The 14,790-nt window shown below is 52.1% G+C and carries 9 protein-coding genes and 1 pseudogene; 4 read left to right on the forward strand and 6 right to left on the reverse strand.

Annotated elements, in window-relative coordinates; genetic code table 11:
- Positions 1 to 223 (forward strand): hypothetical protein (locus AC2FNV_RS16995; protein ID WP_496773958.1); only part of this gene is annotated, 223 nt, incomplete at its 5' end.
- Positions 224 to 439: 216 nt separating this feature from the next.
- Here AC2FNV_RS16995 and AC2FNV_RS17000 read toward each other — a convergent pair.
- Positions 440 to 3,781, reverse strand: coding sequence for an adenylate/guanylate cyclase domain-containing protein (locus tag AC2FNV_RS17000; RefSeq protein ID WP_170608512.1), 3,342 nt, complete (start codon positions 3,779 to 3,781; stop codon positions 440 to 442).
- Positions 3,782 to 4,110: 329 nt separating this feature from the next.
- On the opposite strand from AC2FNV_RS17000, the gene AC2FNV_RS17005 reads away from it, so the two are divergent.
- The gene (locus tag AC2FNV_RS17005; protein ID WP_496773961.1) at positions 4,111 to 5,082 is read left to right on the forward strand and encodes an adenylate/guanylate cyclase domain-containing protein; all 972 of its coding nucleotides are present in this window, start codon (positions 4,111 to 4,113) and stop codon (positions 5,080 to 5,082) included.
- A gap of 170 nt (positions 5,083 to 5,252) precedes the next feature.
- On the opposite strand, the pseudogene AC2FNV_RS17010 reads toward AC2FNV_RS17005, so the two are convergent.
- The 5 genes and pseudogenes from AC2FNV_RS17010 to groL form a co-directional block, all read right to left on the reverse strand.
- Positions 5,253 to 5,459, reverse strand: a pseudogene (locus tag AC2FNV_RS17010) (IS6 family transposase); the annotation flags it as partial.
- Between the two features lie 301 nt (positions 5,460 to 5,760).
- Positions 5,761 to 6,744, reverse strand: a complete 984-nt coding sequence (locus tag AC2FNV_RS17015) for an ATP-grasp domain-containing protein (protein ID WP_170608753.1) — start codon at positions 6,742 to 6,744, stop codon at positions 5,761 to 5,763.
- Positions 6,741 to 8,612 carry a peptidase MATCAP family protein gene (locus AC2FNV_RS17020; protein WP_170608752.1) on the reverse strand — a complete coding sequence of 624 codons (1,872 nt, stop codon included), beginning with the start codon at positions 8,610 to 8,612 and terminating at the stop codon, positions 6,741 to 6,743. The genes AC2FNV_RS17015 and AC2FNV_RS17020 overlap by 4 nt, the downstream gene beginning before the upstream one ends.
- Complete coding sequence (locus AC2FNV_RS17025) at positions 8,609 to 9,430, reverse strand: N-formylglutamate amidohydrolase (RefSeq protein ID WP_174823297.1); 822 nt, start codon at positions 9,428 to 9,430, stop codon at positions 8,609 to 8,611. The genes AC2FNV_RS17020 and AC2FNV_RS17025 overlap by 4 nt, the downstream gene beginning before the upstream one ends.
- 537 nt (positions 9,431 to 9,967) lie before the next feature.
- Positions 9,968 to 11,590 (reverse strand): chaperonin GroEL, encoded by a 1,623-nt coding sequence (groL, locus tag AC2FNV_RS17030; RefSeq protein WP_170608751.1) that lies wholly within the window; start codon positions 11,588 to 11,590, stop codon positions 9,968 to 9,970.
- A 345-nt stretch (positions 11,591 to 11,935) separates the two neighbouring features.
- On the opposite strand from groL, the gene AC2FNV_RS17035 reads away from it, so the two are divergent.
- Both AC2FNV_RS17035 and AC2FNV_RS17040 read left to right on the forward strand, forming a co-directional pair.
- Positions 11,936 to 12,706, forward strand: coding sequence for a sulfite exporter TauE/SafE family protein (locus AC2FNV_RS17035; protein ID WP_170608750.1), 771 nt, complete (start codon positions 11,936 to 11,938; stop codon positions 12,704 to 12,706).
- Positions 12,707 to 13,081: 375 nt separating this feature from the next.
- Positions 13,082 to 14,788 carry an AMP-binding protein gene (locus tag AC2FNV_RS17040; RefSeq protein ID WP_170608749.1) on the forward strand — a complete coding sequence of 569 codons (1,707 nt, stop codon included), beginning with the start codon at positions 13,082 to 13,084 and terminating at the stop codon, positions 14,786 to 14,788.
- Positions 14,789 to 14,790: the final 2 nt, after the last annotated feature.

The raw sequence follows: 14,790 nt of genomic DNA on the forward strand, positions 1-14,790 counted from the left end.
ACCTCTGTTTCGCCGACTATACGCAGAGCTGCCACCAACTGCCGAGATCGAACTTCACGACTTACCGGTGACCCATAAGCCCGAACTCATGGCGGAGTTCGACGACTGGCTTTCCAACCATATCGGCCAAATGTTCGCAGAGCGACTCTCAAAGCGGGTCTTTGCCTTGATGGCTTGGGAAACCGACCCTAGAGAACTCGCAGAGCCAATTCGGCCATTTTAGAGGCAGGTTTGTTGATATAGCCGTCGCGCGCTTGGTTTGCTGCATATCGCCAATCGGATGTCGGGTACTCGCGTGTTTGGCCATTTCGAGAAAAGGACATTTTCGACCGCTCTGGGCTCGAAGCAGACGATCGCTGCGCTAGTACGAATGTCCGCTTTGCGGACAAACCAGTCACTCATTCGGAGGTGAATGAGCCGAAATGTGTTTGCAACTTCCTTACTCCAAATTGCATCGATCCAGAATTTCTCTCGCTCTGAGAAAATCCGGCAAATCTCTTCCCTCCGTGAACTTTGTCAGGATTGGCTCCAGATGGTCGCGCGCTGCTTGCAGATCCCCGGACTGCAGGCGCAACTTCGTGAGATCCACCGCCGCCCGCAGCTCGAAAAGCCGCGCTTGCCGCGCTTGGGCTGCTGCCTTGGCTCTCTCGAAGCACTCCTTCGCGGCGTGATGCTCCGACGCGTCTTTGCAAAGAAGAATGTTTCCGCGGATCCGGTTAAATTCCGCATCCCACCAATGACCACCCGTATTTCCACCCATCTCGGACGCAGTCTCAACGATCTGCAGCGCAGCCTCGGCATTGCCCTTTTGGGCGAGCGCCAACGCAAAGGCGGCGTCCAACGGAAAACACCAAGCTCCCCAGAAACCCTGCCATCCGGAAATCGACCTTTCCATACGAGCCAAGCCCTCGGTTTCGGAGCCAGTTTCGGTTTCCACCCAGCCGACAAAACCACTTGCCAGATCGCGTGCCTCCGGCGGTAAACGTCCGGCATCCGTCAACGCGATAAGGCGACCGGCTTGTGAATTGATCGCATCATACTCCGATCTGAGCATCATGACGATCAACGAACAGAAGAGCGTTTCGAGAAGCGAATAGCCGTGGTTCAGGCGAATTGCCTGCCCGATCGCTTTATCCGCAATCTCCTTGGCGCGATCCGGATACCCTAAAACACACAAGTTCACTGCCTTCAGACTGTGGGCACAAAGCCCCGGATCGTGACCACCGTAGTGAAATGTCATCCAATGATGTTTTTCCTCTTCATAAGCCTCAATGCCTTTTTCCGTGGACGTCAGCGCACCGGCAAAATCGCCCAGCAAGGACAGAGCAGCCCACTCGCAGTGGTGACCTTCCAATTCGAGCGCTTCGTCTCCGATTTCCTTTGCCAGTGGAATAAGTCGATTAGCGAGGTCGTGCATCTTTGGCACTGCGCCGAGCATGAAATAGTAGAACCAAAGGCCCCAGAGTGCTTTGAACCGTTGCTCCGGCGCCCCGTGATCATCGCCAAGCTGCAGGGCGGTAAAGTAAGTTTCATACACTTCATCACTGGCGGGGCCGAGCACCTGTACCTGGCACGGTCCAATTGAAAGCAGGACGTCGATTTCCTTTGCGTGGCGCGCTTCGCTCGCCGAAATCTCCCGCAAGTGTTCCAAAGCACGCGAATAGTTCTCAAGTGCTTCGGCAAATCCAGCAGTTTCATTGGATCGATCACCCGCCGCGATCCAAAAATCGATCGCCTCCGGGCGCAGACCAGCCTCCGTCAAATGATAGGCGATCATCGCAGGATCACTGTTTTCGGCGTGTTCCATGAGATGGCGTCCGATACGCTCGTGCAACTCGGACCGTCGCGACTTGAGAAGCGACCCATAGGCGGCTTCCTGGATCAAGGCGTGCCGAAATTCGTAGACGGCTTTGGGCCCCGAACCGCGCCGTGACAAAAGCCCTTCTAGTTCAAGTGTTCTTAGCGACGAAAAAAGTGTTTCTTGATCGGCTTGAGAAGCAACCAGAATAAGATCGGCTGTGAAACGACGACCAATGACTGCGCCAAGCTGTGCAACGTCTTTGACAGGCGACAATCTGTCCAGCCGCGCCATCAGTGTCTCTTGCAACGTCATGGGAATGGCTTGCTGAGGGATGGCACCCGCGACCACAAGGCGGTCCCCATCCTCTCGCAGATAGTCCGAATGAAGTATCGAGCGTGTCAATTCCTCAATAAATAAAGGCACACCGTCCGTACGTTGCGCGATCTGGTCTTGCACGCCGGCGGGCAACGAACGACCTTGCGTAACCGCTTGAATAAGAGCTCGCACCGCCTTCCGGTCCAGTCGCTTCAGCATCATGAATGAAACATGCGGATCGTTGGTCCAAGCCACTTCGACACCTGGGCGTGTTGTGACGACCAGTAAAATCGGCAGTATGGACGCGGCGTCGACAACTCGATTGACGAATTCCAGTGTTGAATCATCGCTCCAATGCAGATCTTCGAACACGATGAGCATGGGCCCCTTCGCGCTGCGCAACTCAACCATTTCCATTAGCTCAACCAGAACACGTTCCCGGCGCAATTCCGGATCAGGTTCGATGTCCGACATCGTACGAGCGTTTTTCAGACGGAGGAGAGACGCGGTTATCTCGTTTGGATTTTCACCAAGCGCGGACTTGAACTTGGACAAGCGTCTTTCAGGGTTGTCGTCGTGGGCAAACCCTGCCACGTGCTCAAAATACCCGATAACTGGCGCAAAAGCGGTTCCCCTGTGAAAATTCGAACACTGGAATTGCAGTCGGGTGATGTCGTCATTCACAATTTCGCGTCGCAGGCTTTTGAGAAGCCTTGATTTGCCAATTCCAGCTTCTCCCGAAATGAAAACAACGGAACCGGTTCCCTGCTCCACCGAAGCCCATCGGCGCCGAAGCAGGTCGGCTTCCTCTGATCTGCCCACCAAGTCCGTAATGTCGGCGCCGCGCAGCACATCGAACCGGTTGGTGCCTGTCTTCTCGTGTAAAACGCGCCATGCGGGCAAAGGATCGGAAAAACCGGAGATTTGTTGCGCGCCCAACGCTTCGTAATCGAAGACATCTCCGACCAACGCGTGAGTTTCTGCCGAGATGACGATTGAACCGGGGTCGGCCAGGGTTTGGAGGCGGGCCGCCAAATTGGGTGTCTCACCGACGACCGAGTCAAAATCAGTCACTGACGCACCCGTCATATCACCGATCACGACCGTGCCTGTTGCAATCCCAATTCTGACTTCCAGACTGTCCGGGGCGCCAGGTCCGACGGGTGAGACTTGGCTTACACTCGAGACGACATGTCGCGCCGCCCGAACAGCGTTTTCACTGTCATTTTCTTTCGCGTCCGGAAACCCGAAGTAGGCGAGGACCCCGTCGCCCAGCAACTTGGCCACATGGCCACCATGATCGACTATCGTTTGGGAAACTGCGTGATGATACTGCTGCATGAGGCGACGGAGATCTTCCGGGTCGAGTTGGGCAGACAGTTTGGTCGACCCCACTAAATCGCAGAACATAACGGTCAATTGCCGCCGTTCGGCCAGCACGTCTTCCTGCTCAGTTCTTGGCTGTTTCTTTTCAGAGGTTTCGTTCGTTTCCAAGAAATTGAGCGCGGCACTCAATTTTCGCCGGTGACCAAGGGAAAGGCCCAACGAGATCAGATCATCATCAGTCAGATGGTGCAGTGTCTCGAAATCCACATCGTTATCGTTGAAAACACTCAGATACTGCCCAAGGGCCAAGCTCTCGAGAAACTCAGTCAGATCTACCATCGGCGCCCCTCTCAAACCTTTAACTCGCGCTCACGGCACTCGTTGCAAAGAGACCCTAGCAATAACTTAGAAAGTTGTCGCTGCTTACTCGCGTTTATCCAAAACCGAAAAAGTTTTCCATTCTAAACATCGTAAGCTTCTACGCCTAGTCCAAACGCCTACGACCGCTCAGGGCTCGGTGCAGACATTCAGTTAATTACGCCCAACGTCTGCCTTGCGGACAAAGTTGCCCTTTGAGTTGCTAGGCAATTCCGGTATTCATTAAGTAGGAACCATTTGCTTAACCGCGGCAACAGCGATAGCAAGCCGCGGCCGCTTGGAAAGAACATGTGATCAAGCCTTCTCCAGAATTGCTTGCTGTCTCGCGTCGCTGGTACATGAACCACAGCAGTGGCAATCAGATAGCTTTGCCCAATTTTCTATCCAACAGCGAAAACCTTCGCTTTCTAGGGTCGGCGAGTGGCGAGAACTGGTGCGGACAGGAAGTAAGAGACGCGGTTGCCGCGTATTTTCAAGATAAGCCTGATATTCTGCACTTGGAGGAGCTATTCGCGGAAGCCTTTGAAACAGGCGGCATTGGATGGGCCACCATCATTAACAAGGTCACTTTAGTGGGCAGGTCCGAAAAACCGTTCGAATTTCGCGATACATTTGTATTCGTGCTGGAGCAAGGGAGCTGGAAAATTGTCAGTCGGCACGGCTCTGTGCCAACACCCAATACAGTCATCAACGGGGCGGAGATGACGTCAATGTCTCTACTGGCCGAGGCCGCGCGTGAGAGTATGTCGTTAGGCCAAACCGAGGGACTTGCTTCCATAATGTTTACGGATGTTGTGGCATCCTCTGTCATCGCAAAAACACTAGGGGACCGTGCGTGGTCTGCAAAGATCAATGCTCATTTTGCGGCAGTAAGACGGGTTATTGAGGAGAATGGAGGCCAATTCGTCAAAACACTTGGCGATGGTACGATGTCGTCTTTTGCGTCAGCTCGATCTGCTATGTCGGCAGCAGGTGAAATTCAGCGTGATCTGGCGAACGAAATTGACGAGCCCCGGCTCGCCGTCAGAGTTGGAATTCACACTGGCGATGTAGTGCAATCCCACGAAGATTTTTTTGGCTCAGTTGTCAATATTGCCGCTCGTATCGCGGCTGTTGCTGGTCGAGGCGAGGTTCTTGTATCTGACGTGACGCGTGCATTGGTTGGTGATGATCCAAACCTGAAGTTTGAATTTTTGGGCGAATTTGAATTGCCGGGTCAACAGGGTACAAGCATTTTACATGCCATGAATTGGCGATCATGACCTTCTGAAGTGATGGTCCGCTTTGGGCTCAAGGCGGTCATCTGAGTCTTTCTGTCAGATGACTGCTTAGGGGCGGATAGCAGTCATAGCTAGGTCGCTTTTCAAGTCACACAATGAGGTTTGCCGATGTCACAGAACTTCCATTTCGAGAATGCACGAAGTTGCTGGACCCGTTTGCGTCTAATCTCAGAAGCAAACATTGGGCCGAACCTGTTCCACCAGTATCGGACGGTTTCATGGCTGACATCGATCCCGCGCTCGTGCAGCAGATCTTCGACATTCCGCAGCGAAAGTGGAAATCGGACATAAAGCATCACGGCCAGGCGGATGATCTCGGGACTGGTTTTGAAGTACTTGAAAGAGGCAGGTTTGGTCATGGGCAAAAGCTACGCAACCGCCCTGCCCTGCTCAAGCCAAGTTCTTCTGACAAGACCGTTCAAACCGGAAAATCCAACCTACCGGTCGCATTCCATAACCTGAATTCTGGACATTAATTACGCCAGGATCAATGCCAGCACGCCTGTCCTGTCTAATCCCTATTGCCTGCCTTGCTCACCAGAGCATAAATTGGCGAACTGCGGTAAAGCGGGACGACAAAAACCGGTAGGCGTGCAACTAAAAGAGAAGTCAGACTCTCCTTTATCGTTCAAACAAAGGGTAACAGAACTAAGTTTATTTCTAGCATCTTGCTTCTAACGCATCAATTACAGTCTGAGCGAAGTTTGTTTTGTGAAGCCGGTTTGCGGACCACATACCTCCGGGGCTGAAAACGTTGATCTCCAGTAGCTTGTCTTCCACGATGTCGAGGCCAACGAGAAACATTCCGTCGTCAACGAGCCGCGGCGCAACCTTATCTACCAGTTTTTTCATGGAAGGCGTGATTGAAGCGGCTTCAACTGTTGCTCCGACTGATATGTTACTACGCACATCGCCCTGTGCTCGCAGGCGTCGTATTGCCGCTGCTTTTCCGTCGCGTTCGAGTATCTGACCGTTCATAACGAAAAGGCGGACATCACCTTTTACTGCCGCTGGCAAGTATTCTTGGGCGAGGATGTGTCCTTCCTCCAGAAGTGTCTCAAAGATTTGGTTGATGTTTTCCGGACGATCAAGGCGGAGGTAAAAGACATTGTGCCCGCCCGATCCGTGTAGCGGCTTCACCATTATCTGTTCGCCACAATTGGTCGCAAAATCCAGTAAATCGGCCTTAGATCTGGTTACAATGGATTTTGGTCGAACATCTGCTGGGAAGAAATGTAAATACATTTTGTTGATCGCGTGAGCCAAGCCGTCTGGATCGTTGACCACAGTCACACCGCTTTGCTTGGCCAAACGACCGAAGTTGATCCCAGCAAGGCGCGCCCACGGCCTTGAAACCACGTCTTCCGCCGGATCATTCCTTAGGAAAAGAGTGTCCAGATTACTGATGTCTATCGAGTTAGAAGCTGCATCGCGAGCCTCTTTTTCAGCAATCAAATCCACGGAAGCGGCTGAAGCGACCTGAACCGCACGGGCTGTTACCTTAGCATCGATATTGCAAGAGAGCGATGCTACATCCATCCTGTATACTTCGTGGCCGCGGTTTGCCGCTGTCATCGCAAGTAGCGTCGTCGTATACCGCTCCTTTTCAGTCTCTAGTCGGTTTACTAGAAATCCCAGTTTCATAATTCCGTGCTCCGCGCCATTTCGAGCAACCCACCGCCGCGTTTCAGCCCCTCGACTATCGGAGTCAACCGTTCTGGTTCGAATACCGCCGGCTTAAAACGCGGAGCCCGTAGCAACCCACGCCAACTCATCTCTTCCAAAATGTCGAGATGATCGTAAGACACTTTTCCAACCAATAGAGGTTCTATGTTCCCAGTGCTTAGAACGTGTTCCACAACAGACTGCAGCCCCCGAAGGTACACCATGTCCTTCGTGAACCCTCCTCCACGAACTACTCGCATTGTCATTGTGAACGCGGCACGCCGTCCAAAAGAGTACTCTCTATTAAGGGTACGAAAAATATCAATAAATCCCGCCCCCGCGACAAGATTCGCCACTGCAACGACACGCCCAGCTATCTGGCGCCAACGAGGGCGTGTTAGGCCGCCTGTGCAATGTTCCGCAAACACGGCGAGACCTTCCTGAAGTTCCTCATAACCAGCCATTCCCTGACGGAGTTGTCCAAAAGGTTGTTCAGCCCCATTGCGGTGCGTCAAAACATGCACGCCGATTTCGTGATCCAGTGTCGCACGCAATCGTCGACGCGGAACCTTTGCGTCGCTTCCGACCAGAAAGCGACCGCGACTGACCATTAGACCGGGGACATCCTCGCGGGTTTCAACCAGTTTAGGATCCAATCCATAACCGAGCAAGTCTTCACGCGCCGCAGCGGCGAATGCCTCTGCATTAAGCGAGTCACTCGCGTGATCATCCTTTGTGTGCGGTGGCACGTGTTCCAGAATGTCTTTGGCCAGAGCGACAAGCCGGTCATCCGGGGCGCCAAAAATCTGACGGCTGACGAGAACAAATCGCTCTGTTTCGCGCTCTTCAAGAAGTGTCGCAAACCGGTCAAGTTCTGTGCGCTTGGTTGCAAAAAATCTATGCAGAGTAGGATCTTCGACTTGTTCAAGTGGGATTTGGTAGATGTTACGCTTGAAACGTCCTGGATCAATTGGCAGGGGACGGTAGTGGAAGTCGGGCTCGCGATCATAGTGGTCCGCTGCGAACCGTCTCCAGGCAGAAGGCGCATTCACCGGGGTTGACAGAAGAAGCGGATCAAATGCTTCGCCAAATCGATAAAGCTCTCGGTCAATAGCTAAAATAGCTTCGCCAACACGAGTCCGTCCCAAAGCGTGATAATGTGGCGGAAGATGGACACGCTCAGAGTGGCAAAAAGAGTAAAGTGCCTTCTTCAGCACTCTTCCGAACAGGGTTTGAAATTCCCGATGCAATACAGGCAGGATTTCTCCTGTAATTTGGTCGAGGTAAATGGGGCTTAATCCCAAACAAATTGGGACAATGTTAGCCTCGATTGCAGCCGATCCTGTCAGCAGCGGGCGTAGCGTCTCGGGATGAGGAACACGCATATAAGCGACCTTAATCTCCGGCTCCTTTGCTCCAGGCCAGTTTTCAGCAAGTATCGCGCGCTCCAGTTCATTCAGGAAGCTGTCGCCGGCGCTGGTTTCAGGAACGTGGCACTCAAATAGCAACGATTGTTCTTTCGAAAAGCCGGAGCCCGCCGCTTCAAGTGAATAAACTTCTAGCAAAAGAACCGAATGGAACTCCTTCGCTAACTCAGCGAGCATTTGTTTTACAACATCAGAAAACTCAGCGCTGTAAGGGGTGGCCATCGGCGCTATTGCAAATGAGGCTTGACCTAAAAGCAGTTCTGCAGTGGCATGATCCTCGCGGTTCTTCGGCCCGCGATGGAGACAGAGAAATGGATGGCGTTCCTCTATCGCAAGCCGTCCACCTACAATCTCCATGTCGAATGGAACCGTTGGAATTGGCGAGACTGACGTGAAATCTAACGCCGATTTTCCTGTCATAATGACGTCCATTCCTGCAAGAGCCCGGCCGAAGCGTAGCGAAAAAGACGGTACAACTCGCTAATTGCCTCACGGTCGGCAAAGCCAGTCCATTCATTCATGAAAAATTTCTTGACCTCGACAGAAAGCACGCAGCCTGTCTCAGGGAACCGCTGATGAACGAACTCCGGAAACCATCCGCCCTTGAATTTAACATTCTCACGCACGTCCAATTTCCGCCCGAGAAACGGGACGGAGTCGATATCACTCATGAAACGATCGATCAAGGGCGCCCAAAGATCGCGGTCTTTCATTGTCCCTGTCCCAACGTTTATTTCCGGGTTCGTCAGGTTCTCTGCCGGGCTAACGTCTGGACCATCTCTTCGGTGATTGTAGGTATGCAGGTCAAGAATAACAAAAGTTCCATGCTGTTGCTCTACCTGCTCTAAATCGCGAGCTAGCGCGTCATAGAAAGCATCGTATTCGGCCAACGAACGTTCGACAGTTCTCTTGCCAAGTGGTTCCCGCCAGACATGGAGCCCCCAAGCCTGCTCGGGCGTTTGGTATACGGCTAAGTCACGCGGACGATTGAGATCCACTTCAAAACGGGAGCGGTCGACGAGAAGGCGTGTTGGACAGGCGGTTGCCCAGTAGTCGGCATAAGGATCCTCCTCGCGAAATCGTTCCGCTTCACTAATAGCTAACAAGGGAACTAATTCGGCGCGAAGGTCATGGCCGGAGTGGATTGCAGCGGCAAGGATTGGTCCTTTGGCCTGATCGATGTGCCATCGCGGCCGAACATCAAAGCTCGCATTCTCTTCTCGAAAACCCGTTTCCAAGATATCACCACTCCCAACTCGGAGATTACGGCTTGGCTTAAGCCTGATTGCCGAATACCGTAACTAAACGTTTATTCAGGCCACGAAAATTTCCCTCGCCACTGCCCATCTCGGCTTTAAATAGGTGAATAAACCGATCTACAGTTCTGCGCATTGACTTCAATCAAACAGTAAATTTACGCCAATGAATGGTTCCCAATCCGTTTGTTTACAGGAAAAATGATGTTCTCCGGGAGTTGGCAACCGGATATTTTAATGCCTTTTATCCGCCTTTCGAAACGAAGAAAGCAACCAAACGTAAAATAATACTGAAAAGTGAATTATTTCGGGTCTCGACTGAACGCAGTTGAAAGCCGAGAGCCTATTCACTGATTAAGGTTTCGAAAGTTTACGCGCCGCCATTAGCCACGTTCTTATGACAAGACCTCAACACTCACCTCGAGGTACTTATGTGGGCCGGGATTGTTCAACTTCGGAAGCTACCAAAGACCTTTGCCCACCTCAACCAAACTGCTCCCGACAATGCGCATCCACCGGTCACAGACCTTGCGGCATCTGTTGTTCCAACTTGTCTTTCTCCTCCTCAACCTCCGTCATTGTAGCTTCTGTAAGCAGCAGGGTTCCTGCCACCGAGACTGCGTTCTCAAGAGCAGTTCTTACAACTTTTGTAGGATCCACAATGCCCGCATTTAAAAGATCGACATATTCGTTCTTGGCCGCATCGAACCCTAGGGCCCCTTTGCTTTCCAGCATGCGCGCGACAACGACGCCACCATCGACTGCAGAGTTGTCCGCTATTTGCCGAGTAGGCGCACTGAGAGCACGGCAAAGGATCAGTAGACCAGTGCGCTCGTCTCCTTCGGCTTTTTCAGCCAGCTCCATTATGGGTTGCGTGCAGCGAAGGAGTGCTAGGCCACCCCCTGGAACAATCCCCTCCTCCATTGCTGCCTTGGTTGCACTGATTGCATCGTCCAGAGCCTCTTTTCGGCTTTTCACTTCTGCCTCAGATGGTGCACCAACGCGAATTACTGCAACACCGCCGGCCAGCTTAGCCAACCTCTCTTCCAGTTTCTCTCGATCGTAGTCACTTGTCGTTGCATCTATTGCCGCTCGAATCTGATTGATCCGCTCAGAGATATGATCTTTGTCTCCTTCCCCGCCAATTATTGTGGTCGTATCACCGGTACAGATCACGCGGTTCGCACGGCCGAGTTGCTCGATCGAGAGACTTTCCAGCGTTGTGCCGACCTCTTCGGATATCAACTGTCCACCGGTAAGCACCGCGATGTCCTCAATCATCGCCCGTCGCCGATCACCAAACCCAGGGGCTTTTACCGCAACAACCCTCAAGCCGCCTCGCAACTTGTTGACGACCAGAGTTGCCAGTGCTTCTTCGGTCACATCCTCGGCGATGATCAACAGTGGTGAGTTCTGCTGAACAACTGATTCAAGAAAAGGAATCAATGGTCGCAGACTTGATAGTTTCTTATCATGAAGGAATACGAGAACGTTTTCCAAGTCGCAGGTTAAATCCTCGGTTTCTGTAACGAAATACGGAGAAATATAGCCACGATCGAATTGCATGCCTTCGACCACTTCAAGCACCGTATCAATTGTGCGAGAGTCTTCTACCGTAATCGCGCCTTCGTCCCCTACTTTTTCAATGGCGTCCGCAACGAGTTCTCCAATGTATACGTCATTATGAGCTGAAATCGTTGCAACCTGAACTTTTTCGACGCGCGACTTAACCGGCTGAGACAAACCTCGAAGCACGTCGACCGCAGCTTTCTTTCCCCTGTCCAAACCACGTCGAATTTCGATTGCGCTCGCTCCGGCGACTACATTTCGGATACCTTCCGCAAATATCGCCTCGGCGAGAAGCGTCGCGGTGCTGGTACCATCCCCTACCAAGTCTCCTGTCTTTTCTGCTGCTTGCCGCAGCATCTGCGCCCCTAGATCTTCCTCCGGGTCCTTCAACTTGATTTCCTTAGCGATGGTTACACCGTCGTTGCAAACGATAGGAGTTCCCCATTTACGCTGAATAAGGACAGATTTGGACTTAGGTCCCAAGGTTACACGCACTGCGTCAGCAAGTGCCTTTGTCCCAGAAAGAAGCTTTTCCCGTGCCTTCGAGTGAAACAAAATCTGCTTGTAAGCCATTTTTCTGACGCCAGATTAGAGTGATTGGTACTGACAAACATTTTTGACAAAGGCGATGGCATTTCTTTGATACAGGTCAAAAGAAACCACGAAGAACCCCGGAACAAATTAAATTAGGAAAGCTTCTTTTATACAAAGATCAGTTGGGAAATACTTTGGATTTCTTTTCGAAACGCAACTTATTCGAAAAGGGTTCCGAACACCCCTTTGCGCGTTTTCAGAAATGCTGTTGAGTTTGGATTTACCTCAACACCGTTCGACAATTCCGTGATACTGGTTGAAAAACTTCTGGTGCGAACCTCGCTAACATACATCTAATTCAGCATAGGAAGCGCTTGTCTTCTAATGGAAAATTTGCTCGACTTTCCTAGCGGTCAAGCGCTTTGGTACGCGGTAATCCTCTTAATGGCGTCTTATATTCGCGGGTTTTCTGGGTTCGGCTTTACTGCAATATTTTTCGCCGGACTTACTTTCATTTTGCCTGTGATCGAAATCGTACCGCTGTCTATCGCCCTGGAACTAACTGCGTCCTCGGCGCAGATGAGCGGTATTCTAAAGCATATCAAATGGCGCGAACTTGGCATCCTGCTTGCAACAGGCATAACTTGCACACCTATAGGAGTTTACCTGCTTGGACACATTGACGACCAAACTCTGAGGTTGACAGCTTTGGTATTCGTCTTCGCGTCCAGCCTCTATTTGGTCTTTTGGCGTGCACGCTTGCGCCGGTTTTCTCCCAGCATGTATGCGCTAGTCGGATCTGCAATTGGTGTCATCAACGGCGCGACGGCTCTTAGCGGCCTTGTTCTGGCTCTGTTTTTCAGCTTTTCAAACGAGCGAGCGGCCGAGATGCGTGCGACGATGATATTCTACTTATTTGCCGCTGATGTATGGGCTTTTTTTCTTTTGATTGAGGCTGGTTACTACGACAGCGTATCCATCATACGCGCCGTAGCCTCTCTACCGTTACTCGCGATTGGCCTCTGGTTGGGAACTAGACATTTCGCTGCTGTAGGAGCTGAATCCTACAGAACGATAGTACTATGGCTCTTGCTGTTGCTAAGCACGGCAGGTCTGGTTGGCGTATTCACGACTTTGCCGAACTTGGGTCAATGACCAGCGGCCAGTTGTCTTCCCGGCGTCACCGCTGCGTGTCCTTTCCAAGAAGATTGACAAACAGTTTACTGCCGAGGCGTTTTCGTCAGCCATGAGATAAGCCTAGTTTAATTCATCGATAACAATGATACGCTGATGAAAGTACACGACCCGAAATTCTCTCTCACATGCAGAGAGTTCAACTTTTAGAGTTCCGACTACCCTGCAAAGCCTCATCGAAATTTCGGGCGACAACTCTTTGCGGACGGAGCTGGCATCACGCATTTGATTTCCATCAATCCCGGATCGCGAATCTGGCGCTATGTTATTTCAAAGCAACTCCGGTACCAGAAGAACCGGAGTCGCCAGTCTTTCAGACAGAGTGGGAGGCTCTGAATGCAAGAGGCTTACCAGTACATCCAGTCGTCGAAGAGCTACGAGCACGGCGTTTCCACTATACCTCTGACCGGTGTGACAGTTGGCAAATTATTGACGAAGACTGCAACAAGATTTCCTGACGCAGAGGCCTTGGTGGTTCCCTATCAGGATATCCGTTGGACATATCAAGAGCTGGAGCACCATGCCGAAAACATTGCTGCCGGGTTGATTGGCCTCGGTCTAAAGCCCGGACAACGGATTGGGGTTTGGGCACCTAACATGGCGGAATGGGTGGTGCTGCAATTCGCCACTGCCAAGGCCGGTTTGATCCTAGTCAATATAAACCCCGCTTATCGGCTGTCCGAGTTAGAATTCGCGATGAGGCAAGTTGAGGTAACGGCACTGGTGTTCGTACCTTCTTACAAGACCAGCGATTACGTCGAGATGCTGAACGAACTGATGCCGGAACTGGCCGAGGCCACGCCCGGACGGTTAAAAGCGGCCAAGATCCCGAGCCTGCGTTGGGTGGTTACCTTAGGCCAAGACCGGTTGCCCGGCTGTATACGCTATTCCGAAATCATTGCCCGAGCCACCCGAGAAACCCGGTCGCAATTAACGGCGCTGATGCCAACGCTACAGTTCGACGATCCTATCAACATTCAGTTCACATCGGGCACCACCGGCCGCCCCAAGGCCGCGACACTGACCCACCATAACATAGTTAACAACGCTTTTTTCACTGGGCTGCAAATGCGTTTGACTGAACGCGACAGGATGTGCATCCCCGTGCCCATGTATCATTGCTTCGGCATGGTGCTTGGAACGCTTTGCTGCGTTGCGCACGCTGCCACCATGGTTTTTGCATCGGCCGGTTTTGATGCTGCGGCGACAATGGACGTAACCGAGTCAGAACGTTGCACAGTGTTGCACGGAGTACCCACTATGTTCATCGCTTCACTCGACAGTACGGGCTTTAAAGGTCGCGATCTGACGCATCTCCGCACTGGTATCATAGCAGGTGCGCCCTGCCCGGCCGAACTGATGAAGCGGATCATGTCTGAAATGCATATGACCGAAATAACCATCGCATACGGTATGACCGAGACCGGTCCTGTCAGCACCCAGACGGCAATTGACGATCCAGTCTTCCGCCGGGTCGAAACCGTTGGCCGAGTGCTTCCATATACGGAAATCAAGATCGTCGACGCAGAAGGCCTGATCGTATCACGCGGGGTGCCGGGCGAACTTTTGACTCGTGGCTACTGCGTGATGCTCAAATACTGGAACGATCCCGAAAAGACAGCGAAGGCGATCAACGATGCCCGCTGGATCGCCAGTGGCGACATCGCGGTCGTTGATGACGAAGGGTTCTTCCAGATTGTGGGTCGTAGCAAGGACATGCTGATCCGTGGAGGCGAAAACATCTTTCCGCGAGAAATCGAGGATTTCCTTTATACACACCCAGGCATCGAGCAGGCCGAAGTGATAGGCGCCCCGGACGAGAAATACGGCGAAGAGGTTTGCGCCTGGATCAAGTTACGTAAAGGCTACCTCGCAAACGACGAGGACATCCGCGAATTCTGCAAAGGCAAAATCGCTCATTTTAAGATCCCCCGTTACATCAAGTTCGTCGATAGCTTCCCAATGACGATTACCGGTAAGGTGCAGAAATATGTGATGCGCGAACAGATGGCGCGGGAACTTTCTGCTGCGAAAAAGGAATAGCC

It is taken from the genome of Ruegeria sp. BHSA163, assembly GCF_059613365.1.

What these genes read in the sequence shown, in the direction of transcription:
- AC2FNV_RS17040 (WP_170608749.1), top strand. Translation starts at nt 13,082, where the DNA reads ATGCAAGAGGCTTACCAGTACATCCAGTCGTCGAAGAGCTACGAGCAC.
- AC2FNV_RS17035 (WP_170608750.1), top strand. Translation starts at nt 11,936, where the DNA reads ATGGAAAATTTGCTCGACTTTCCTAGCGGTCAAGCGCTTTGGTACGCG.
- AC2FNV_RS17015 (WP_170608753.1), bottom strand. Translation starts at nt 6,744, where the DNA reads ATGAAACTGGGATTTCTAGTAAACCGACTAGAGACTGAAAAGGAGCGG.
- groL (WP_170608751.1), bottom strand. Translation starts at nt 11,590, where the DNA reads ATGGCTTACAAGCAGATTTTGTTTCACTCGAAGGCACGGGAAAAGCTT.
- AC2FNV_RS17020 (WP_170608752.1), bottom strand. Translation starts at nt 8,612, where the DNA reads ATGACAGGAAAATCGGCGTTAGATTTCACGTCAGTCTCGCCAATTCCA.
- AC2FNV_RS17000 (WP_170608512.1), bottom strand. Translation starts at nt 3,781, where the DNA reads ATGGTAGATCTGACTGAGTTTCTCGAGAGCTTGGCCCTTGGGCAGTAT.